Origin of the sequence: Pseudoalteromonas sp. BZA4, assembly GCF_040104395.1 — a bacterium.
Lineage (GTDB): Bacteria > Pseudomonadota > Gammaproteobacteria > Enterobacterales > Alteromonadaceae > Pseudoalteromonas.
Window position 1 is genome coordinate 108,380 of the sequence record NZ_JBECOT010000003.1, and the last position, 21,586, is coordinate 129,965.

General features: G+C 42.2%; 19 protein-coding genes and 1 pseudogene. 10 read left to right on the top strand and 10 right to left on the bottom strand.

The annotated features are described in order from the left end of the window. Positions 1 to 265: 265 nt before the first annotated feature. From ABMY41_RS02440 to ABMY41_RS02460, 5 genes and pseudogenes are all read left to right on the top strand, one after another. Positions 266 to 844: a biliverdin-producing heme oxygenase gene (locus ABMY41_RS02440; protein ID WP_063529003.1), complete on the top strand. Its 579-nt coding sequence runs from the start codon at positions 266 to 268 to the stop codon at positions 842 to 844. Continuing rightward, positions 844 to 1,233 (top strand): annotated as a pseudogene (locus tag ABMY41_RS02445) (YbaN family protein); the annotation flags it as partial. The gene ABMY41_RS02440 and the pseudogene ABMY41_RS02445, both read left to right, overlap by 1 nt. A gap of 196 nt (positions 1,234 to 1,429) precedes the next feature. After that, positions 1,430 to 2,062, top strand: a complete 633-nt coding sequence (locus ABMY41_RS02450; RefSeq protein WP_058586042.1) for a PepSY-associated TM helix domain-containing protein — start codon at positions 1,430 to 1,432, stop codon at positions 2,060 to 2,062. Next, entirely contained in the window at positions 2,062 to 2,562 is a 501-nt protein-coding gene (locus ABMY41_RS02455) for a DUF2271 domain-containing protein (RefSeq protein ID WP_055198551.1), read from the top strand. Before ABMY41_RS02450 ends, ABMY41_RS02455 begins: the two co-directional genes overlap by 1 nt. A gap of 9 nt (positions 2,563 to 2,571) precedes the next feature. After that, complete coding sequence (locus ABMY41_RS02460; protein ID WP_175079643.1) at positions 2,572 to 3,414, top strand: DUF4198 domain-containing protein; 843 nt, start codon at positions 2,572 to 2,574, stop codon at positions 3,412 to 3,414. A gap of 26 nt (positions 3,415 to 3,440) precedes the next feature. Here ABMY41_RS02460 and ABMY41_RS02465 read toward each other — a convergent pair whose 3' ends face one another. Beyond that, a complete protein-coding gene (locus tag ABMY41_RS02465) occupies positions 3,441 to 3,977 on the bottom strand; it encodes a hypothetical protein (protein ID WP_287244359.1) in 537 nt (178 codons plus the stop codon). Between the two features lie 128 nt (positions 3,978 to 4,105). Between ABMY41_RS02465 and ABMY41_RS02470 the strand changes: the two genes are divergently transcribed. From ABMY41_RS02470 to ABMY41_RS02480, 3 genes are read left to right on the top strand one after another with little or no spacing between them, the layout of a single operon-like run. Further along, positions 4,106 to 4,531 carry a DoxX family protein gene (locus ABMY41_RS02470; protein WP_054562973.1) on the top strand — a complete coding sequence of 142 codons (426 nt, stop codon included), beginning with the start codon at positions 4,106 to 4,108 and terminating at the stop codon, positions 4,529 to 4,531. 60 nt (positions 4,532 to 4,591) lie between these two features. Continuing rightward, positions 4,592 to 5,458 (top strand): pirin family protein, encoded by an 867-nt coding sequence (locus ABMY41_RS02475; protein ID WP_289096910.1) that lies wholly within the window; start codon positions 4,592 to 4,594, stop codon positions 5,456 to 5,458. 54 nt (positions 5,459 to 5,512) lie between these two features. Then, on the top strand, positions 5,513 to 6,400 hold the full coding sequence (locus ABMY41_RS02480) for a LysR family transcriptional regulator (RefSeq protein WP_054562975.1): 888 nt from the start codon (positions 5,513 to 5,515) through the stop codon (positions 6,398 to 6,400). On the opposite strand, the gene ABMY41_RS02485 is transcribed toward ABMY41_RS02480, so the two are convergent. The 4 genes from ABMY41_RS02485 to ABMY41_RS02500 form a co-directional block, all read right to left on the bottom strand. Beyond that, entirely contained in the window at positions 6,395 to 7,279 is an 885-nt protein-coding gene (locus ABMY41_RS02485) for an SMP-30/gluconolactonase/LRE family protein (RefSeq protein WP_239962205.1), read from the bottom strand. The genes ABMY41_RS02480 and ABMY41_RS02485 overlap by 6 nt on opposite strands. Positions 7,280 to 7,306: 27 nt before the next feature. Next, positions 7,307 to 8,014: a sulfite exporter TauE/SafE family protein gene (locus tag ABMY41_RS02490; RefSeq protein WP_054562976.1), complete on the bottom strand. Its 708-nt coding sequence runs from the start codon at positions 8,012 to 8,014 to the stop codon at positions 7,307 to 7,309. A 128-nt stretch (positions 8,015 to 8,142) separates the two neighbouring features. Next, positions 8,143 to 8,922, bottom strand: coding sequence for an SDR family oxidoreductase (locus ABMY41_RS02495; RefSeq protein ID WP_175082635.1), 780 nt, complete (start codon positions 8,920 to 8,922; stop codon positions 8,143 to 8,145). Between the two features lie 45 nt (positions 8,923 to 8,967). Beyond that, positions 8,968 to 9,690, bottom strand: a complete 723-nt coding sequence (locus ABMY41_RS02500) for a FadR/GntR family transcriptional regulator (protein WP_063527568.1) — start codon at positions 9,688 to 9,690, stop codon at positions 8,968 to 8,970. A gap of 261 nt (positions 9,691 to 9,951) precedes the next feature. On the opposite strand from ABMY41_RS02500, the gene ABMY41_RS02505 reads away from it, so the two are divergent. Next, positions 9,952 to 11,580: a sodium:solute symporter gene (locus ABMY41_RS02505; protein WP_055020596.1), complete on the top strand. Its 1,629-nt coding sequence runs from the start codon at positions 9,952 to 9,954 to the stop codon at positions 11,578 to 11,580. A 43-nt stretch (positions 11,581 to 11,623) separates the two neighbouring features. On the opposite strand, the gene ABMY41_RS02510 is transcribed toward ABMY41_RS02505, so the two are convergent. Next, positions 11,624 to 12,652: a family 43 glycosylhydrolase gene (locus tag ABMY41_RS02510; RefSeq protein ID WP_251602819.1), complete on the bottom strand. Its 1,029-nt coding sequence runs from the start codon at positions 12,650 to 12,652 to the stop codon at positions 11,624 to 11,626. A 133-nt stretch (positions 12,653 to 12,785) separates the two neighbouring features. On the opposite strand from ABMY41_RS02510, the gene ABMY41_RS02515 reads away from it, so the two are divergent. After that, positions 12,786 to 13,760, top strand: a complete 975-nt coding sequence (locus ABMY41_RS02515; RefSeq protein ID WP_287204829.1) for an arabinan endo-1,5-alpha-L-arabinosidase — start codon at positions 12,786 to 12,788, stop codon at positions 13,758 to 13,760. An 83-nt stretch (positions 13,761 to 13,843) separates the two neighbouring features. Here ABMY41_RS02515 and ABMY41_RS02520 read toward each other — a convergent pair whose 3' ends face one another. The 4 genes from ABMY41_RS02520 to ABMY41_RS02535 form a co-directional block, all read right to left on the bottom strand. Next, positions 13,844 to 14,269 (bottom strand): FKBP-type peptidyl-prolyl cis-trans isomerase, encoded by a 426-nt coding sequence (locus ABMY41_RS02520; protein WP_175082638.1) that lies wholly within the window; start codon positions 14,267 to 14,269, stop codon positions 13,844 to 13,846. 10 nt (positions 14,270 to 14,279) lie between these two features. Then, positions 14,280 to 16,724, bottom strand: a complete 2,445-nt coding sequence (locus ABMY41_RS02525; RefSeq protein ID WP_289096911.1) for a glycoside hydrolase family 127 protein — start codon at positions 16,722 to 16,724, stop codon at positions 14,280 to 14,282. Positions 16,725 to 16,801: 77 nt separating this feature from the next. Beyond that, complete coding sequence (locus ABMY41_RS02530) at positions 16,802 to 18,139, bottom strand: MFS transporter (RefSeq protein WP_054562984.1); 1,338 nt, start codon at positions 18,137 to 18,139, stop codon at positions 16,802 to 16,804. A 272-nt stretch (positions 18,140 to 18,411) separates the two neighbouring features. Continuing rightward, entirely contained in the window at positions 18,412 to 21,228 is a 2,817-nt protein-coding gene (locus tag ABMY41_RS02535) for a TonB-dependent receptor (protein WP_349274069.1), read from the bottom strand. Positions 21,229 to 21,586: the final 358 nt, after the last annotated feature.

Genomic DNA, 21,586 nt, shown 5'->3' on the forward strand with positions numbered 1-21,586 from the left:
CATTCATTACTAGCAAACTACTTACTTCACTCCCAAGTAGTCCACTATGCTTAAGGCTAAGGTCCGATCTGTCCCTTTAGTAAAAACAATTTCTGGCTATACAAATGAAAATCATTATTATATAGCACCATTCTAAGCCCGATTTATTGTTAAAAGCTGTATAGCAGCTTTGCTTGATTATCACTTAGAAATTATGAGTATAGCCCTATGACAACATCAACTACCCCGTGCATTTACTCTAAAGACGTTGCTGAGGAACATATTCATGCCAATACTCGAGCTACTTTCTCGAGCTGAAAAGCTAAAACAAGCGATAAGCATCATAACAGATGATATTGATCATCATTTATTAGCGCTAGCGCCTAGTGCTGATTTAGATAACTATAAAAAGTTTTTAACCTTACAGTATGCTTACCAGTTAGAATTAAAAGGCCTCTACGAGCATGCTGGTTTACATCAATATATAGATAACTTACATGATCGTACGCGATTATCTTTAATCAAGCAGGACTTAGACGATTTAAAGCACCCATTACCAAATCATCAACAGTACCCCTGCCGCTTTCAAAATGCCGACTTTGCCTATGTACTTGGTTGGCTGTATGTAATTGAAGGAGCGCAATTTTCTGCAGCTACATTAGGCAAACAGGTAGAAGCTGAGCTAAAGTTAAATAATCAACGTGGTGCACGCTACCTTGCTAAAGCAAGTGAATACTCTAAAGACTGTCAACTAAATCATCTTATTGATAACCTTGAGCTCTGTGAACAGCAACAAGCCACCTTGATAGAGGGTGCCGAGCAAGCACTGCAACGATTTAAGTTTTATCAGGCCCAACTTTATTGATGAATGTGAGAGCGGCGTTTACCGCCTATAAAAATGGCTGCTATCAGTTACTCGGATTATTGATGGTGGGTTTAGGTATCATAGGTATTGCATTACCTGTGATGCCGACGACTATCTTTTTTATACTAGCATTGGCGTGCTTTACCCGCTCATCACCCAAGCTTTCTGCCTGGCTGCTAAACCACCCCAGATACGGCCAACCGTTAAGGTTTTGGCAAGAGCATAAGGTTGTCCCTACCCGTGCTAAGTTATTAGCAGGTTTTGGTATGGCTATCGGATATGCTTTTTTACTACTAAGTGCCGCGCCAATTTGGGTGATGTATTTAGTAGCAGTGATTGAATTGAGCGTATTAGCCTATTTAATTAACCGCCCATCTGAGCCAAATAAACCAACCCTAATTCAAGTTAATATAACCACACAGATGCGCTTGATGTTGCTTGCTTGTTTTCTCAGTTCGCAACTAGCAGTTATGGCTTACCTCGCTATTCATTTCTAGCACAAAGAAATGTAAAGAACGTAAACCTGCTTGTTATCAGTAATACAAATCATTATCATATTTGTATCTTTAACGAATAAACCGCATTATGTTCTCATTTAACAAACGCAGCTTTTATAGCGTTAGCCGCGCCTTACACATATACCTTTCAACGGCCTTATTCTTTTTGCTTATTTTATTTTGTGTCAGTGGCATCATTCTTAACCACGTTAGTTGGCTCGAAAATGATAAACATAATGGTCAGAACCAACTACTTGTTTCTGCAGAGCTATTCGAAAAAGCACAAGCAAACCTCGACACATTACCAAGCCTTTACCCTGAAATAGAGCAATACATGCAACAGCAGTTTTCACTCAGCAATGTAAAGAGTATTGAGTGGGAAAAAGAAGATGCCTTGGTAATGCTCGACTACCCGCTTCCGGCTGGCTTTGCCTATGCCGAAATCGATTTTCAAACCGGTGAACTTAATATTGATTATCAAACTGGTGGCTTTATGAGTCTGATTGGTGACTTACACAAGGGCCGCCATACAGGCGAAGCATGGAGCTGGGTGATTGATATCTCAGCTGTTTTGATGATTCTGTTTGCTATTACCGGATTATTTATTCTCTTTCAAAACCGTAAAAAACGTGCCGCTGGCCTTTGGTTAACGCTGCTTGGTGTTGCCACGCCTTTGGTTATTTATCTAGTTTGGGTGCCTCAACTTAAAGGAGTATCTTAATGAAAAAAGCCCACTTACTCGTTGCTCTACTAATTGGCTGTTTATTCAGCCCACTGAGCTTTGCAAAAGATCCCAACCTAACCGTTGAATTTACCTTACCTGAGCTAGATGTTTCTCCATATCATCGCCCTTACGTGGCGTTATGGCTAGAAACACCTGAACGTAAACACGTTACCACTATTGCACTTTGGGTCGAAAAAGCTGAATGGTTTAAAGACTTACGTCAGTGGTGGCGAAAAGCAGGTCGTAGCAACGACAGCTTTGATGGTGTAACAGGTGCAACAAAACGCCCAGGCACTTACACCATTGAGTGGCAAGGTAAAGATTTAAAGGGGAACCCAGTTAAACCTGGTAGCTACCTACTAAATGTTGAAGTTGTACGTGAAGAAGGTGGCCGAGATTACACCCGCGTTGAAATCGACTTAACGAAAGACGGCAAAGTCACAATTAAAGGCGAAAAAGAGTTCGCGACTAGCTTTGTTACCATTACCAGTAATTAAGGACAAACAATGAAATTAAAATTATTAAAAACGGCGCTGATCGGCGCCGTGACCTTCACAGCAATTGCATCTGGCTATGCACAAGCACATGCCCGTTGGTTAATGCCATCTCACACTTCTTTATCTGGTGAGAAAACTCACTATGTGATGATCGATGCCAGTATTTCTAATGAGTTATTTAGCCCAGATAAAGCATACCGCCCAAAACAAAAAGGCGCAGAGTATGACGACAACTTATTAATTGCCCTTGCTCCAAATGGCAAGCCGGTTGAAGAAACGATTCGTGCATACTATTTAAAACGCAAAAACTCAGCGGCAGTGAGCTTAACGCAAGACGGTACTTACCATATTGCTATGCAGCAAAAGCCAATGCTAATGACTTTCTATAAAGATAAAGACGGCAATCGCGGCCGTGTTTTCGCAGGTAAAAAAGAAGCAGACCTACCAGCAGGCGCAACAGACGTGCGCACTGTAAAATCAATCGCAACTGTTGATACTTTTGTTAGCCGTAATGGTACTTCTAAGCCAACATTGCTTGGTCAGGGCTTAGAAATTTCAGGCCCTACTCACCCGAACGATCTATTTGCTGGTGAAGAAGCTAAGTTCCAATTACTAATGGATGGCAAACCAGCTGCTGACGTTGAGCTTGCTATTGTTCGTGGTAGTGCTCGCTACCGTAATGAGCGTGACGAAGTTAAAGTAACAACCGATAAAAAAGGTTTCTTTACTGTGACATTCGCTCACGCCGATATGTATTTGATTGAAGCATCTGTTGATCAAAAACCAGCAGAAGCAGATATCGATAACGTTCGTTACTCATTATTCACAACGCTTGAAGTAGCGCCTGAATAATATGCTGATTAGGCCTTAGCAAAGGCCTAATTCGACTTTCGAGGAAGGCTGTAGTCAACCGTGTGATCGCAGCTACCGTCTTTCTCGCAATCATTTACCCCATCACCATCGACATCCCAGCTTGGGTGCATGCCTTTTAATGTATTTTTTAATACCGTGATATCGGCTGTAAATTCACTTTGCTCATCACGGCGCGCAGCATTGCGCATTAGAAACACTCGAATCACATAATCGCCATTATCAGGAATTTTAATCTCGGCATGATCACCTTTTGCCGGGCCAACAAACAAAGCAGTTGGGTTGCCTTTTGGTAAAATATTAAAGTAGTTGCTTAAATTTGATGGAGAAAAATCAACCTTTAAAGTAGTGCCTTTATTAAGGTTAATTTGATATTCCAGCATCTCATAACCTTTAATTGTGTCTTTAACTTGCCAGCTTTGCTGCACCGCAATATCTGAAGCTAGCAACTCATAATGACGACTATTTGGTAAATTTTGTTCGGCAAACACTAAGCTACTTGTAGCCACCGAAAAACAAAACCCTATTAATAACAACAACTTCATATTCAACCTCCTTTTAAATTCTTTTTTAAAGAATGATAAACACTAATTTTACAATTTTTAATTCTTTTAAAGTGAACTTATAGTTACTCCATCGCAGACACACTGCTTAACTAAACAGGATACCTACTATGAAACTTTTTACTTTAATCTCAGCTCAACCACACTTACAAAATATTAGCACTTTATTGGCACGTATTGGTTTATCGGCCATCTTTTTACTAACCGGCTTTAGCAAAATAGAATTCTTTGATGCAACTGCACAGTACATGGCATCAGTAGGCTTACCAGAGTTCTTACTGCCATTTGTGATTGCTTTTGAAATTGTTGGCGGGTTATTTATTTTACTGGGCTTTTTAACACAACTTACCGCTGTCGCTTTTGCTGGTTTCAGCCTAGTTAGTGCTTTGTTATTCCACTTTCAGCTTGATGATCAAATGCAATTTTTAATGTTCTACAAAAACATTGCAATGGCAGGCGGCTTTTTAGCATTAGCCAGTGTTGGTGCAGGCAAAATCAGCCTAGATCAACTAGTGTTAAAACGTAGTCAGGCATAACATTTATCCCAGCCAATAACCTAGGTTGTTGGCTGAGTTTGTTTTTAAGAGGGCGCGAATATGGCAACGTTATTAACAGCAACCAGCCATGATATTGGTGGGCTCGATGTAAAGCGCATCTTGCCTCATTTTGACAAAAAAATGGTTGGCCCATTTATCTTTTTTGACCACATGGGGCCAAATCACTTTCCTCGCGGTGAAGGCATAAATGTGAGGCCTCACCCTCATATTGGCCTATCAACGCTCACTTATTTATTTACTGGCAGTATTTACCATCGCGATTCGCTAGGTAATAGCCTGCAAATAGAACCCGGCGATGTTAACTGGATGACCGCAGGTCGCGGTATAGTGCACTCAGAAAGAGAAAGCCTTGAAGTGCGGGCGAGCGAGCACGACATTAATGGTCTGCAATGCTGGGTTGCTTTACCTGAGAGCATGACCGAAATAGCACCACGCTTTGAGCATATCAAAAAACAGCAGCTGCCTGAGAGAATCGAAAAAGGCGTGCTGATGCGACTCATTGTCGGTGATGCCTATGGCTTAAGCTCACCGGTGAAAAACTACTCACCGATGTTTTATGTCGATACAGTAGCAGAGCAAGGTAGCCATATTACTAAACCGCATCCTCATCATGAAACCGCCGTGTATGTTATTTATGGTGAAATTAGTGTGGGTGATACTCGCTATACCCAAGGCGACTTTGTGCTACTTGATGACAGCGAACACGAAATAACGACACTGGTGCACAGCCGCTTTATTTTACTTGGTGGCAGTAAATTTAATAAAGTCCCGTATTTACATTGGAATTTTGTCGCTTACAGCAAAGAGCGCATCGAGCAAGCAAAACAAGATTGGCAAGCACAGCGCTTTGCTAAAATCCCCGGTGATGAGCTTGAGTATATTGAGTTGCCCTCACTTAAAAAGTAAACTTTTTCAGCATTTACAGGTACTATTAGGTAGTTAAGTAAGCAAAGGAACATCATGCTAAGAATTACGCTAGAACAGTGGCGCATGTTTCGTGCTGTTGTTGAGTTTGGAGGCTTTAACCAAGCCTCACAAGGTATTCATAAAAGCCAGTCGAGTATTCATAATGCAGTTGGCAAAATTGAATCTGCACTCGATGTAAAGTTATTCAGCATTCAAGGCCGTAAAACCGTGCTCACTGAAGCCGGCGAAATGATGCTGCGCCGTGCTAATTACTTACTTGATGAAGCAGCTAAAGTTGAGGCCATTGGGCAAACCTTGGGTGAAGGTATCGAAAGTAAGTTACGCATTGCTGTTGATGCTATTTTCCCACAGCAACTGCTTTATAAAGTACTTAACGACACGTCATCGCAATACCCGCAACTGCGTATTGAGCTGCATGAATCTGTGCTAATGGGGGGCAATGAGCTGCTCGAAAACGATCAGGTTGATATTGCCATTACCGGCTTTCCAATTGCAGCAAACTTTCACGAAGAGTTATGTGATATCGAGTTTATTGCTGTAGCACACCCAGATCACCCCTTGCATGAGATAGAGCGTGAAATCACCCTCGAAGATTTAAAATCACACCGCCAAATTGTAGTTCGCGATTCAGCGAATAAGCACAAACAAGATGGTGGCTGGTTAGGTGCCGATCAACGCTGGACTGTTACTCATTTACGCACTTCAATTGATATGATCAGTAATGGACTGGGCTTTGCGTGGTTACCAAAAGTCGCGATAGAAAAACAACTTGCGGCAGGGCAAATGAAAGCACTTAATTTAACCCATAACAGCAGTCGCAGCGCTAAGTTACATTTACTCTTTAAAGACGGTGACAAACTGGGTCCTGCAGCACGCTCGTTTATTGGCGAGTTGCGTTATCAAGTAATGGAAAATCTATAGCTTCAAGGGCGTTTCAGCAATACCTTTAACGCCCGGCTCGAGAATAAACACGCCACCACTGTGAGGGTAATCAGCGAGCACTGAGTCTTCTAGCCCTACTGCCGCAGTTGTCACTGCCAGATGCGTGAGCTCTTCACCTACAAATGCGACACTCGTAACACGCGGTGCGGGTAAGCGAATAAACTGTACTTGCTCACCGTTTGGGGCAAAACGATACACGCCATAACCATTCCATGCAGCAACCCACAGATGATCTTCGCTATCAACTGTCATGCCATCAGGAAAACCCATATTGTCAGTAAAGCGAATAAACTCTTGTTTATCTGCAAGCTCGCCATGCTCATTCAGAGTGAAGCGGTAGATTGTTTGTTTATCTGAGTCTGTAGAATATAGAAACTGGCCATTTTTACTTACCGCAGGCCCATTGCTAATGGTGTAGTCATGATCAACTGCTGTCGGAGCCTGACCATGACCAAAACGGTATAACTTGCCACTATTGGTTTGCTCTTGAGAGTCCATTGAGCCAAAAAAACCAAAGCCTTGGCGAGACGTTTTACCATCGTTTAAGCGGTTTTGTGAGGGTTCGTGATCGATTGAGTAAAGAAGTTCGCGGCTAAAGTCTTCACTATTGAGCTTATAAATGCCTTTGGCAAAGCCTGCGATTAATTCAGCTTGCTCGGTTTCCATCACCCAGCAAATCGGTTCTGGCATAGTAAACTGGCTAACTCGCATCGATTGACACTGCAAACGAAACAAACGCTGCCCTAAAATATCGACCCAAAATAAACAGTTATGTGCCTTAGCAAAATAGGCACCTTCGCCCAATTGGCATTGGCTAGAAATGATTACTTTAATGGTGTCATCGAGCATAGGCTTCATTACACAAACTGCTGAACTATTCTCATTCTATCTGTGTATGAAAATAAGTGCTAGACCAGATAAGCCAGCAACCAGCAAGATTATGCCGCGAATGGCCTTTTCATTGAGGTTATTGTTGATCACAAACGACAAGCCCCAGCCAATTAAAATAGCGGGTAAGCAGAAAAAGAACAGCTTCACATCGCCCATATCGGCAGAGCCTGTCAGCATCAATACAATAATGCCAAACAAGTTTATAAATACAAAAAAGGCACTCAGGTTTGCTTTAATTTTGTCTTTATCTTCAGCTTGATAGAGTAGCCCCATCGGCGCGCCACCGGCTGACGTTGTGGTACCTAAAAAGCCCGACGACATTGACGCAAGTAAGCTTGTAATGGTGGAAATTTTCGGTTTCATACCTATGATAGACAATGCCACCACTACCAAAATACTCACTCCTAGCAAGAGTTGATACTGCTTCGCATTGACATACCACATCACCACAGCAGCAAGGATAACTCCCACAGCACCACCAATAATGGAAATGCCTGTTTGTTTCATGTCTATCGCGCCGCGGTGTTTAATCATTAACACCGACGTTAAAAACAGCGCATTCAGAATCATTGGCCCAGGCACCAGCTCTGGCATCAGCCAGTAAAGTACAGGCACACATAGCATGCCTAAACCAAAGCCAATAACACTTTGCAGGCAAGCGCCAATAATCAGAATTAAATAAACAAGTACAAAGTCGGTCAAACTTTCTTACCACCTTCCTAAGTATGAGCTCTGTTGATTCTATAACCCATATTTTATTATTATAGTATCATTTGAATTATGTAAAAATTTTTATTGCAAGCTAGTTGTTTTGCGATTGTTTCGCAAAATTATGTCCAACCTGCATCCACTATCAATGATTGTGCTGTCATCATTCGGCTGTCATCAGCGGCCAAAAACAATGCCGCATTTACCACATGGTCTGGTTGAATTGTTTCGTTAATACACTGACTTAAACGAACATCTTCAATCATTTCTGGGGTTAGCCAATGAGTAATTTGGCGCTCTGTCATCACCCACCCCGGAACCAGTGAATTCACACGAATATTGTCTTTACCATATGAAGCAGCCAATGAACGGGTTAAACCTTCAATTCCTGCTTTAGCAGTTGTATAGGCTGGCATACCTGTTTGCTTAATGCGCCAGCTTACCGACCCCATATTGATAATGCTACCACCGCCTAAACGCTGCATGTGTTCAACCACAGCTTGCGATGAAAAGAAACATGGGCGCAAGTTAACGGCAAACTTATCTTCCCAATATTTCACATCCATATTTTCAGCGGCATGACGGGTGTCATCGGCTGCGTTATTAATTAACACACCTATGTCACCCTGTTGCTGACGAGTTTGCTCAATGGCCGCTTTTAAGGCTTCAACATCACGAATATCGCAATGGATAAACTGCGGGTCAAACTCATATTTGCCAGCTAATTTTGCGCATAACGCATCGCTTTGCTCAGTTGCAATATCAACAAAGGTGACTTTCGCGCCCTGCTCGCAGAACCGCGTTACCATTACTTCACCAATTCCCGATGCACCACCAGTAATAAACACACTCTTACCAGCAAGGCTTGGGTAAACTGTTTTTAGCTCGTTCGAATTTGGCATGATAACCTTTTGTTTTAAAGTAATTACAACGTCAAAAAGTGATACTTATTGAGCCGCTTCTTTTTCGGCGATTTCTTTTTCAATAAACGCCATTGCTTCATCAATCATGTACGTCATCATGTTTTTAGCACGCTCAGGGTCGCCGCTCGCAATCGCGTTATACACTTTAAAGTGCTCTTCAGCGATTGCCTTTTTATTGCCCTTAGCAGGTGTAGTATGCTGAATACTTACATGCAGAGCCGTGCTAATAAAATCACGTAATTGATAGAAAAAACGGTTACCACTGGCATGCAAAATAGCTGTATGGAAAGCAAGGTCTGGCTCATGCATTACGCCTTCTGGCTCTTCTGCTGCCGCTTGCATTTTATCGAGTGCCATTTTAATTTCTGCAATGGCTGCTTGGTCGCCTTTTCTTGCTGCAAGTGCTGCTGCTTGTGGCTCAATCGCCAAGCGCACTTGTAGAAATTCTTTAAGTACGTAAAGTGATGGGCTGCTTTCCAACAACCATTTTAATACGCTTGTGTCGTATAAGTTCCAGTTCTCCGCCGACTCAACACGAATACCTTGTCGTGGACGAGAAGAAATCAGTCCTTTTGCAGCAAGCATTTTCACTGCTTCACGAACAGCTGTGCGGCTAATACCATACACTTCACAAAGTTGTGCTTCGGTTGGTAGCCCCGTTTCAGTGTTATAATCACCAACAATAATTGCTTTACCAAGCTCATTGGTAACTTGTTGTGATAGGTTTAAATTTTCTAAACGCGCCATGTGTGTTCCTCAAAAGATCTGAGTAATATGATACATCTATAAAGCTATTCCGTCATCCTGGAAATAATTGATTAAAATCAATAACAAGCAAAAAACGACCTAATACAAGTGTCTGTATTTCGAACAATACAGTCACCATTTAACCTACAGACTGTCACCTTATTTTAACAAATCTCTTTCACTTAGCTTATTTATAATATAATATTTTTATTTAACAACTAAAAAAGCAAAATTCTCTTTCAAAATTAGGTGGAACACACGATGGTCGAACTAAGTACCTTAGACTGGGCAGTGCTAGCAGGATTTTTTGTCCTGTTACTAGGCGTTGTCGTGATGTCTATGCGACAAAAAGAAGAAGACACCGCTGATTACTTTTTAGCGGGTCGTAATGCAAGTTGGTTAGTGATTGGTGCCTCTATTTTCGCATCGAACATTGGCTCGGAACATTTAGTGGGCCTTTCAGGTTCAGGTGCACAATCGGGTATGGCACTGGCTCACTGGGAGATGCAATCGTGGATCATTCTACTGCTCGGTTGGATTTTCGTACCTTTCTATTGGAGTAGTAAAGTTTACACCATGCCTGAATTCTTAGAGCGCCGCTTTAACTCTAAATCACGTACCTTCTTATCTGTTATCTCATTGATTAGTTATGTACTAACCAAGGTTGCGGTAACGGTTTATGCCGGCGGTATCGCATTTAAAACAATCTTAGGTATTGAGAGCATTTGGGGCATCGATTTCTTCTGGATTTCAGCTATTGGCCTTGTCGTTATCACCGGTATTTATACGGTACTTGGCGGTATGAAAGCCATTATGTGGACCTCGGTGTTGCAGACCCCTGTACTCATTATTGGCTCCTTAGTCATATTAGTTGTTGGTCTAGATAAAGTAGGTGGCTGGGCAGAAGTTGAGCGTATCAACGATGCTAATATGCACCTTATTCGCAGTGCTTCAGATGCTGAGTTCCCATGGCCTGGCATTGTATTTGGTTCATTCATTATTGGTTTTTGGTATTGGTGTACCGACCAATACATCGTACAACGTGTTTTATCTGCAAAAGGCATTAAAGAAGCGCGTCGCGGTACCATGTTTGCTGGTTACCTAAAATTACTTCCTGTATTTATCTTCTTAGTACCAGGCATGATTGCATACGCATTGAATGTTAAAGGTATTATTAGCTATGAAAGTGCTGACCAAGCTTTCCCAACTTTAGTTGCTGAGCTATTACCAGCCGGCGTAAAGGGGATTGTAATCGGTGGTTTAGTAGCGGCTCTTATGAGCTCTTTAGCATCATTATTTAACTCATCAGCAACCTTATTTACCATTGATTTCTATAAGAAATTTAAACCTGAATCATCTGAGAAGCACCTTCTGAAAGTAGGCCGTATTGCCACTATCGTGATTGTTGTATTAGGTCTTCTGTGGATACCCGTCATGAGCTTAATTGCCGATGTGCTTTATGAATATCTGCAAAGTGTGCAGTCTCTTATTGCACCAGGTATTGCTGCGGTATTTTTACTAGGTTTATGTAGTAAACGCATCACTCCAACAGCGGGTTTTGTGGGCTTAGTATCAGGTTTTGTGCTTGGTATGATCCGCTTAGTGTTACTGCCATTTAAAGATGATTTAACAGGTTCATCATTTGCGTGGATCACCACAATGAACTGGTTATATTACTGTATTCTGCTATTTGTCGTGGTCGTTGCGATTATGATTGTGGTAAGTATTTTCACCAAACAAGCAGACGAAGAACAATTGAAAGGTCTTACTTTCTCAAGCCTAGATAAAGCAACTATGAAAGAAGTAGCTGCCGGCTTAGATAAGTGGGATTACATTCATACCGCGGGTATTATTGGTATTACTGCCTTTATTTACTACCGCTTCTGGTAATCGTTCGTTCCCAAAGTTGTAGGGCGCCAATTGGCGCCCTTTTTTAATCAGCGAGTTCTGGTGAAAACACTGGAAAACCGTTTTTATCCCACGTAATAATGCGTGCTCGCGCATGGCGATTTGGGTCTGTAAGCGGTGAGCCTTTCAGCTCTTTATAGTCACGGCTGTGATAAATCATTAAATCGGTTACACCATCTTCAGCTTTTACAAAACTGTTATGCCCAGGGCCAAAACGACCTAGCTCAGCATTGGTGGTGAACACCGGCTCAGCCTTTTTATGCCAGCTAGCAGGGTCAAGTAAGTCAGCATTCACATCTGCCCATAGCAAGCCCATCGCATATCGATGATCGGTGGCACTGGCTGAATAAGTGACAAATATTTTATCGCCATGAGTGATAACAGCAGCACCTTCGTTCACCTTATAGCCTTGCACTTCCCAATCAAGGGTTGGCTCAGTAATCGCGATAATGGGTTCTTTAATTGATGTTGGTGAGTCCATTTCAGCTAACCATAAAGCTGAGTTGTAAGTTGCAGGCTGGTTCTGCTGCGCCCAAATCATGTAGCGCTTACCCTTGTGCGTAAAACTTGTGGCATCAAGCGAAAAACTATCAAGGTGGCTAGTTACTTGCCCCATTTCTTGCCACTCACCTTGCATCGGATTAGCACTGTCGTTTTTAAGTGCATACATGCGAATACTGAACGGTTTTTCGATATCACCTGCGGCGAAGTAGATATACCAACTGCCATCAATCTTATGTAGCTCAGGGGCCCAAATATTGACACTCATTGGGCCTTTATCGCGCTTTTGCCAAATAACCTTCGGCTCAGCTAATTTCAAATCGTTTAAACGACAAGCTTGGCGTAGCTCAATTTCATCAAATTTCGGCGAACTACCTATAAACGTGTAACAGCCACTTTTATCATCACGAACTAACCAAGGATCAGCACGTTTGAGTACAATGGGGTTATCAATTGGCGCTAAAGTCTTGCTACTATTAGCATCAGCAAGGGCTGACAATGGCGAGGCACTTAACGCACTAAGAAGCGTTAGCCGAGATAATTTTTTGAGCATAATGTGTCCTGTATTTCGTCTCGATTTTATTGTTAATATTGTATTACATATTATATAGTAGCTGAATGAACACAAGAGTTAAAACAACAAAAGGTATTCAAGCATGAGACCCGTAAGTAAGGTGACACACGCAATGAAGTGGCTTTCAACAGGGCTACTTTTTTCTGCCGCAGCCGTTTCTGCAAAGCAAGTTGAAGTACACGATCCGGTGATGACCAAAGAAGGCGACACGTACTATGTATTTAGCACAGGCCCTGGTATTACCTATTATGAATCGAAAGATTTAACCAACTGGAAACTCACAGGCCGCGTTTTTAAAGACGAGCCAAGTTGGGCAAAGCGTATTTCACCAAGCTTTGATGGCCACTTATGGGCACCCGATGTGTATGAGAAAAATGGTAAGTTTTACCTTTATTACTCAGTCTCTGCATTTGGCAAAAACACTTCGGCAATTGGTGTAACGGTTAACGAAACCCTTGACCCATCATCACCTGATTACAAGTGGATTGACTACGGCATAGTGGTTGAATCAGTACCTGAGCGTGACGATTGGAACGCTATCGACCCTGCGATTATCGAAGATGACAATGGCACACCATGGATGAGCTTTGGTTCGTTCTGGGGCGGCCTTAAACTAGTAAAACTTGATGATGACATGGTGCGCTTAGCAAAACCTGAAAAGTGGCATCACATTGCGAGTCGTCCAAACACGGAACATGGCCCGATTGAAGCACCTTATATCTTTAAAAAGAACGGCTATTACTACCTATTTGTTTCGTTTGATAAATGCTGCCGTGGCGTAGAGAGTACTTACAACGTACGCGTAGGTCGAAGCAAAAACATCGAAGGCCCATATTTAGATCAACAAGGTCGCTCTATGGTTGATGGCGGTGGCAGTTTAGTTATTGAAGGTAATAAAGACTGGGCTGCTCTTGGTCATAATGCTGCGTACACTTTTGATGGTAAAGACTATTTAGTATTACACGCCTACGAAACAGCCGATAACGGCGTGCAAAAGCTACGTATTTTACCTATGAGTTGGAAAAACAATTGGCCGGTTGTTAACCCAGCTGACCTAAATAAGCTTAAAACCAAGCTTAAGAAGTAATTATTCAACACACAAAAAACCTGCAAAATTGCAGGTTTTTTATTTGCTTTAATGACCTCGTTTGAGGTTGAGAGTAGGTGTTATCAACTAAAATCAATCAAAGTAATGTCAACGAGCATGGGGCTTTGGCAGTCTTGCTGATGCTTTTCTTCAATAAATGCGCTGTACACATCACGCGCCAAATGCGCAGGTATTAGCACCTCAAAGCGGCTGCCTTTATTCATTAGTTGCAATGCTTCTTGCAAGCCCACTATCGCCTCTGCAATTTCGTACTCTACAGCAGCACCTTGCTTTCGAGTATCAAACAACACCCGACCATTTGTAAGGGTAACGCGTTGATGCACAGTCACAGTGGCATCCCAACTAGGTTTATCCCCCTGGCCTTGCTCAATCACTCTATAACCAAGCCCTGTCGGCGTTTGGTAAAAACTGTGTTGCTCAGCGCTGTTATCTAAAAGCGACGGTAAAACATGCTCTTTAGCCGTCGCAAATACATCGTTGCTTAACATAGCCAACTCTTTATTGTGCGTTGATTAAACGAATACCATAGATACCACCGGCAACAGAGTCTTTGTCGGCAGCAAAACGTAAGGTAAGCGTTTTCGACTTTTTCATTGCCTCTGTTAATGGGTAATCAATGGTGTAGAACTCATCAGTCGGCTTACCTACAGGCAAACTAACCGCAGCTAATTGCTCACCATTTAAATTAATTGAGAAATGACGATCTACATCGCCAATAAAATAGCGAACACGCAAAGCAACCGCTTTTTGTTCTGGGTTGTTAAGCTGATACTCAAACCAACCTGTCGCATCGCGCCAATGATGACCATTATTAACACCCGCACGAGTTCCTTCACCTTTAAAGTCGTGTTCGACTTCAGGTTGTTGCTCACCCGGCGTAATTTGATCAACGGTTAATAAACGAAGCTGCTCTTTCGCTTGCTCAGCCGCTTTTGCATCGGCAACAAATTGTGTGAACTCAGCTTCACTTTGCTGCGGCCAATACACTTGATAGCGACTATCGTGTAAGCGGAAGAACGGAATTAGCTCTGTGCTCTTAGTGTTATCGATACCTTGCTTGGCAATCGCCACATTTTTATCGGCGATAAATGCAAGCTCTTGGCCCGGTTTACGAGTGAGATCGGCAATAAATTTTTCTGGTTCACTCAGCATGATTGGCAGAGCTTCTGGCGGACAAGTCGGCCCCGCGGCGATGTGGCCCATGCGGCTATTATCGGCAACAAAGTTAAGCTGCTCATTTGCAAATGCTTGTACTTTGGTAGCCATTACAACAGGCCCATACATCACAGAGTAATAATGCTGGCCATCAGGTAGCTGCTCAGTATAAAGCTTAGGACTAAGCTCAAAGGCAAGCTTATCACCGCTTTGCCATGCATGGCTGATACTGTAATAACCGTCTTTTTCGGTTGCGCTTACAGCTTTTCCATTTAAAGTAAAGCTCAGCTCACCTTGCTGCCAAGACGGTTTACGAATATGAATTACCGACTCAGCACTTTGCCCCTCAGACAAACGATTCACGGTCAGTGAAACCTTGTTATCATCTGGAAATTGGCTGTCTTGCGTGATCTGCAAACCCTGCTGTTGCCAATTTAACGTGCTTGGAATAAACAAGTTCACCCATAGCTCTTTACCGGTATTGCTATAAATCAGCTCACCATATTTGCTGTGATTCTCAATACCTGAGCCTACGCAGCACCACATTGAATCTTGCACTGACGAATACATGCGGTAATGCCCAGGGCGCATTGAGGTAAAGTAAACAAGACCGCCATGCTCTGGGTGTTGTGACGATAAAATATGGTTATATGTGGCGCGCTCATAATAGTCTAAATAACGCGTATCACCGGTTTTTAAGAATAATAACTTACTAAGTTTCATCATGTTGTAAGTGTTGCAGGTTTCTGGACCTTCAACATCTTCAACCATCGGCGTGAAGTCACTTTTATCATGAAAATGCTCACGTACTGAGTTACCGCCAATTGATACTGAGCGCTCTTGGCTGACTGTTTTCCAGAAAAAGTCAGCACCTTGCTGCCATGCTTTGTCATCGCTGGCATTTGCGACCTTCAACATACCAATAATTTTTGGAATTTGCGTATTGGCATGCAGGCCAGTTAACTTATCTTCTTTGTGTAATAAGGGTTCAATAATGATGTTATGAGAGAACTGACGCGCTAGTTTTAAGTAACGCTCATCGTCACTAATAAAGTACATATCAGCAAATACATCATTTAAGCCACCATGCTCTGAATACAGCATTTGTTGAACTTGTTCATCAGTTAGCTTGGCAGTGGTCGCTAAGAACCATTCGCCTAACTTAAATAGCATTTGTTTGGCTTTATCACTGCCTGCTACGTCGTATGCATCACGCAAACCATGAAAGATTTTATCGATGTTATAAAGCGGCACCCAGCGGTCATTCAAGCTGAATAAATCAGCTTTGATTTCACCCTTTTCAATCTGCTGCCACATTTCATCGCCATTTGGGATACCGCCTAAGTAACCACCAGTGGCTTGTTGAGCGCGATCCAGCTCGCTTAGCATATAATCTAAACGCTGCTTTAATTCTTCGTCACCTGTGGCTGCCCACGCAAGGCTTAAGGCTGAAAGATAATGACCGCCAATATGGCCATCAAGGCCAGTACTTTCCCAGTTGCCATAGTTAGGCGCTTTTGGCTCAAGGCCGGCTTCACGCAGGTAAGGAGCAAGTAACTGATCAGGATGAAGTGCTAATAAATAACGCACATTCGTTTGCTGTGCATGTAAAAACGGGCTGGCGCTTAAACTTACTTGGTTTAGGGCAAATAAATGTTGTTCGCTGGTATGTTCAGCATGCTCCACAGCAGCAGTTTGTTTACTGTCTGTTGGCTGCTCACTGCAACCGGTCACAGTTAAAATTGCAGCGCAAACGCTTGCTAAATAGCTAACCTTGAATGTGTTCATACTGTTGTCTCCCAGCGAGTTGTTATTTTAAAGAGCAAAGCGCACACACTTATTTAGTGTGTGCGTTTAAAGAGTGGTTATTTTGGTAGGCGTTTATGAATAACCATATCCGTATAGTACTCATCGGTAATTTTGTATTTTTTCAAGATCAGACCTAGCAAGGCGTGGAATACACCAGGAATGATGGTTAGCATCAGTGCTAAGCCCATTAGGGTAAATTCGGTTTGCTCAACGTTAGGCTTGTACTCAAAAAATGCCAGTAATAAACCACCTGCTAAGCCCGCTAAACCGCCCCCGGCTTTTTGGCAGAATGAAATGCCACCAAACGATAGACCCGATGCACGAACGCCGTCTTTAATTTCACCGTAATCAACGGCTTCAGCAATGGCAGACCAGAACACTGGCGCATGTAAATCAACCACAAATGACAAGATGATATAAAGCACAAACGCCGTCATTACATCGCCCGGTTGCACTACAAAATACATTAGCAATGAGATGAATAGCACGGCGATTTGTGATTGACGGAATAGCTTCATTTTACAGTAACGCTGGGTGATCCACGTACTTGCCACCATTGAGACAATAGATGCTGCAATACCCGCACTGGTAAAGGCACCTGCTAAATCTGGTACACCTAAGTAATAGGTTGCGTAATACATAGCAACACTGCCACGAATCGCATAACCAAGCGTACCAAGCACACATGCTGCACACAGTAGTAACCATTGGTCGTTTTTAATAAGTACTTTTAATTGCGTAAGTACACCTTCGGTTTGTGGCTCATGGGTAATACGTTCGCGAGTAGTAAAGAAGCAAAACAAAAATAGTGCTACGGCACATGCCGATACCAATGCCATTGCCAGTTTATAACCATACGACAAGCTGCCATCTCCCCAATATGAGGCTAGTAGCGGCACTGAAAATACGATCACTACATTAGCAATCTTAGCGAAGAACATACGGTAGCCATTGGCCGACAAACGCTCTTTAGGATCGGCAGTTAATACACCAATGTAAGAGATATAAGGAATAGCAACACCGGTAAACATCAAGGTCGCAAACAAATAAGTGGCATAAGCCCACGCTAACTTCATGTTGTAGTCGAAATCAGGCGTGGTAAATAACAGTACGACCGACAAACCATATGGCACAGATAAAAATAAGAACCAGTGACGGAACTGACCCCAACGGGTTTTCACTTTGTCGGTGATCACCCCCATTAATGGATCGGTAAAGGCATCAACAAAACGCGCTACTAAGAACAACACACCCATATCAACCGGATCAAGTCCGTAGATATCGGTGTAAAAGAAAGACATAAAATAGAATAACGCTGCAACCATGACATTTACTGCCATGTCGCCGGCGCCAAAGCCGACCTTTTCTACAACGGATAACTTTTGAGATTCCATACAACAACACCCTAATTGGTCAATAATGAGCCGCCGCTCACTATTTCAAGCAATGCTAAAAAGCTTTCAACATTGCGTATCAAATAAATTTATAGCCCTAGATATTACACAGCTTGGCCATTGCGTTCGTTATTTTTGTAAATTTAATGCTAACCTAATTAATAGTATTATCATACTTATTAAATCGCAACTCTTTTCGACCGATGGTTTGGTTTATAAAAACCAATAAAAAACCCCAGCAAAGCCGGGGTTTTTAGGTCTATAAAAGAAATTTAGAAAGAATAACGTGCGCCTAGTGCGAATGTACGTGAGTAGATACCGTTACCAAAGTTAAATAGGTTGTCGTTACCTTCACCGTAGTAGCTCTGATATACGTCATCTAGGATGTTCGTTGCATCAAAGGTTACAACAAAGTCATCATTCACATTGTAGCTAAATTGGAAATCTAAGCTTTGCTCAGGACGATTCCAGAACTGAATTGGGTTAGCAAAGATTGCCGCTTCGTTCCCTGTGTAGAACTCAGAACGCCATACATAAGATAAGCGCATGTCGAATGAATCACGCTCGTAGATACCTACGATGCTGTAAGATTCATCAGAAACACCTGACATTTGCGATTTAACATATTCGGTTATTTCTCCTGCTTCGTTAAAGTCTGGAGTTTCTTGTGAAGAATCAAGCATGGTAAAGCTAGCTTGTAGGCCAAAACCATTTAACACTTCTGGTAAGTTTTCAGGAAAATAAACTGCGCCAAGCTCAAAGCCCGAAAGCTCTCCGTTTGAAGCATTCACAGATGTACTAATAACGTACGGTCTTGTTTGACCATCATTACCCTCTAGAACTTCTGTCTTACGCCCAGGCAATACTAAACCTTCAATTTCACGTTTAAAATAAGCAGCGTAAATAGAGCTTGTATCAGCAAAGTACCACTCAAGAGATAGGTCATAATTTTTTGACTCTGTCGGTTGTAAATTAGAATTACCACCCGTTCCTGTACCATAAGGATTGTCAGTTAATGGGTCTTGTAATCTTACAACCGTGTTCAGGTCAGCAAAGTTAGGCATTCGCAGTGTTTCTGTATATGCTACACGACCCACTACGTCATCCGTGATATTCCAGTTAACTACTAAGCTAGGTAAAATCTTATCTGTTTTATTTTTGCCTGTTGTTAGTTCACCATTTTTATCCTGATCATAGAACTTCATGTCTTGCTCATAGTTCACGTAACGTAAACCGAACTCACCACTAATATCATCAGTTAAAAAGAAGTTAGCTGTTGCATAAAATGCATAGGATGTTTCATCAATATCGAAAGTTTTAGCTAAATCCTCGACTTCAGCACCATAGACCTGACGAACAACATCTGCATTTTTCAGTAAATAACTACCATCAGCAGTAATAAAGCTATTAAATACATCGGCGCGACCATCAAAGTAATCATCTACTTGAAAAATTAAGCCACTTCCGTCTCCAGACGCCCCTGCAGCAACTAACTGCTCCATAAGGCTAGCAACTGAAGTGTTTCCAATACCTTCATCATCAGTTCTAGTAAACTCTTGTGCCGAGCGGTTTTCGAAACGACCACCGAATTTAACTTTATCTATGTAAGTACCACCAAGGAGATACTCACTATCTACTGTAAAACTAATCGAATCGCCGCTGTTTCCGCCACCATTGTCATAAATAGTACCAGCATTCCAGTTTTCGATAGCGGCCATATCTGCTTCGTTTACCGCAGTGTTTGGATCATCCCAAAACGCGATGCCTGGTACACCGTCTTTGTCGTTGAAATCTACATCAAGTCCTGTTGATACACGATCAAAACGCATTGCGAAGAAATCGGTTTTATACTCACTGTCTTGATAAACAACTTCAGTGTTAATAGTTAGGTAATCGCTTGCTTGCCACTCGGCACCTAGCGCATATAAGTAGCTATCTGTTTTACCATATGAAAAGTCACCACTTTGGAAACCACCAGCGCCAATCGCTTGCTTTTCTTTAATAACGTTAGTGCCATCAAACACAGTTGGGGTTTCAATAAAGCCGTTACCGTTTTCAAACGTATTTGAGAACCACATCGCATTTTGCGATTCGTTTTCGTAGCCTGTGTAGAAACCTTCAGCTGTGATTTCTAGGGTTTCATCTGGTGCCCACTGTAAAGATACAGATGCAGCAGGACGCTTACGAAGACCTGTAAATGAAGTACCAAAAATAGCATCACGTGCTAATAAATATTCCGTTGGAACTCCTTCAATATCAAGGGTAGAGCCTTGCGATGTAGGTAAGCCATTTTCTAAACCACCTTGCCAAATTAGGTTATCTTGCGAGTCACGATTTGGAATTCTAGAGTATGGCGAGTAGTTATAATGTGGTTTATCAGTAAAGAATGGGAATACAGCACCTGCTGTGATGGTGTCATCGCGGTAATGTGTTTCAGCGTATGAAATATTAACTAATGCACCAAATTCACCAGCACCGTCGATTTCCCAACGGTTAGAAAGTAACGCACTGATATTTGGATCAACTTCATCAGGTTGATCTGAGTAAATCGCACGTGCCGCTAAAACAATTTTTTCACCTTCGAAGTTGAAAGGACGGTGAGTTTTAATATCAATCGCACCTGCGATACCACGTTCGATTTGATCCGCCGAACGAGTTTTATAAACTGTTACGCCTGAAAGTAAACTTGCAGGAATGTCTTGCAGCGCCACATCACGACCCGCACCAGTAAAGATAGCACGACCATTAACTGTAGTATTAACATCATTAAGGCCACGGATTGATACCTCACTTACTTCACCAGCACCACGGCCTGTTGTTTGTACACCTGTCACACGTTGTAGTGCTTCAACTACGTTATTATCAGGGAATTTACCAATATCTTCAGCAACAATTGCATCCACGATTTGAACGCTTGCACGTTTTTCATCTAACGCTTTGTTTAAACTGCCGCGAATACCTGATACTTGAATAACTTCCATCTCATCGACGTTATTCTCAGGAGTGTTTGGTGCTTCCTCCTGTGCAAAAGCAAATTGACAGGTAAATGCCATAACTACAGCACTGGCTATGTGTGTTCTTTTAAACATAAGCGGTGTTCTCCAAATTATAGTTATATCGGTCCGCTGAACTTTCCCCATTCAGTTACCGAAGAGTGACCACTGCATTGTGCATCGTGTGTTGTCAAAACGGTGCGCGAGTGTGTCTATATTTTTATGTTAATACATTGCTGCCTGAACTTTAATCATATTGTATGATTATTTAACAGTCAACTCAAAAAGCTAAATTAAAATAACTGCCATTATGTTTACAAAAAACGTTGCAATTATAGCATGTTACAAACTCAAAGCATGCTGCGTTTTTGTTTTGGGAATTTATTAAGACCCATTATTATCAGCCACTTAGCGATTGTTCGTTTGCTTATTTAATTTGTCTTTCACTCATCCA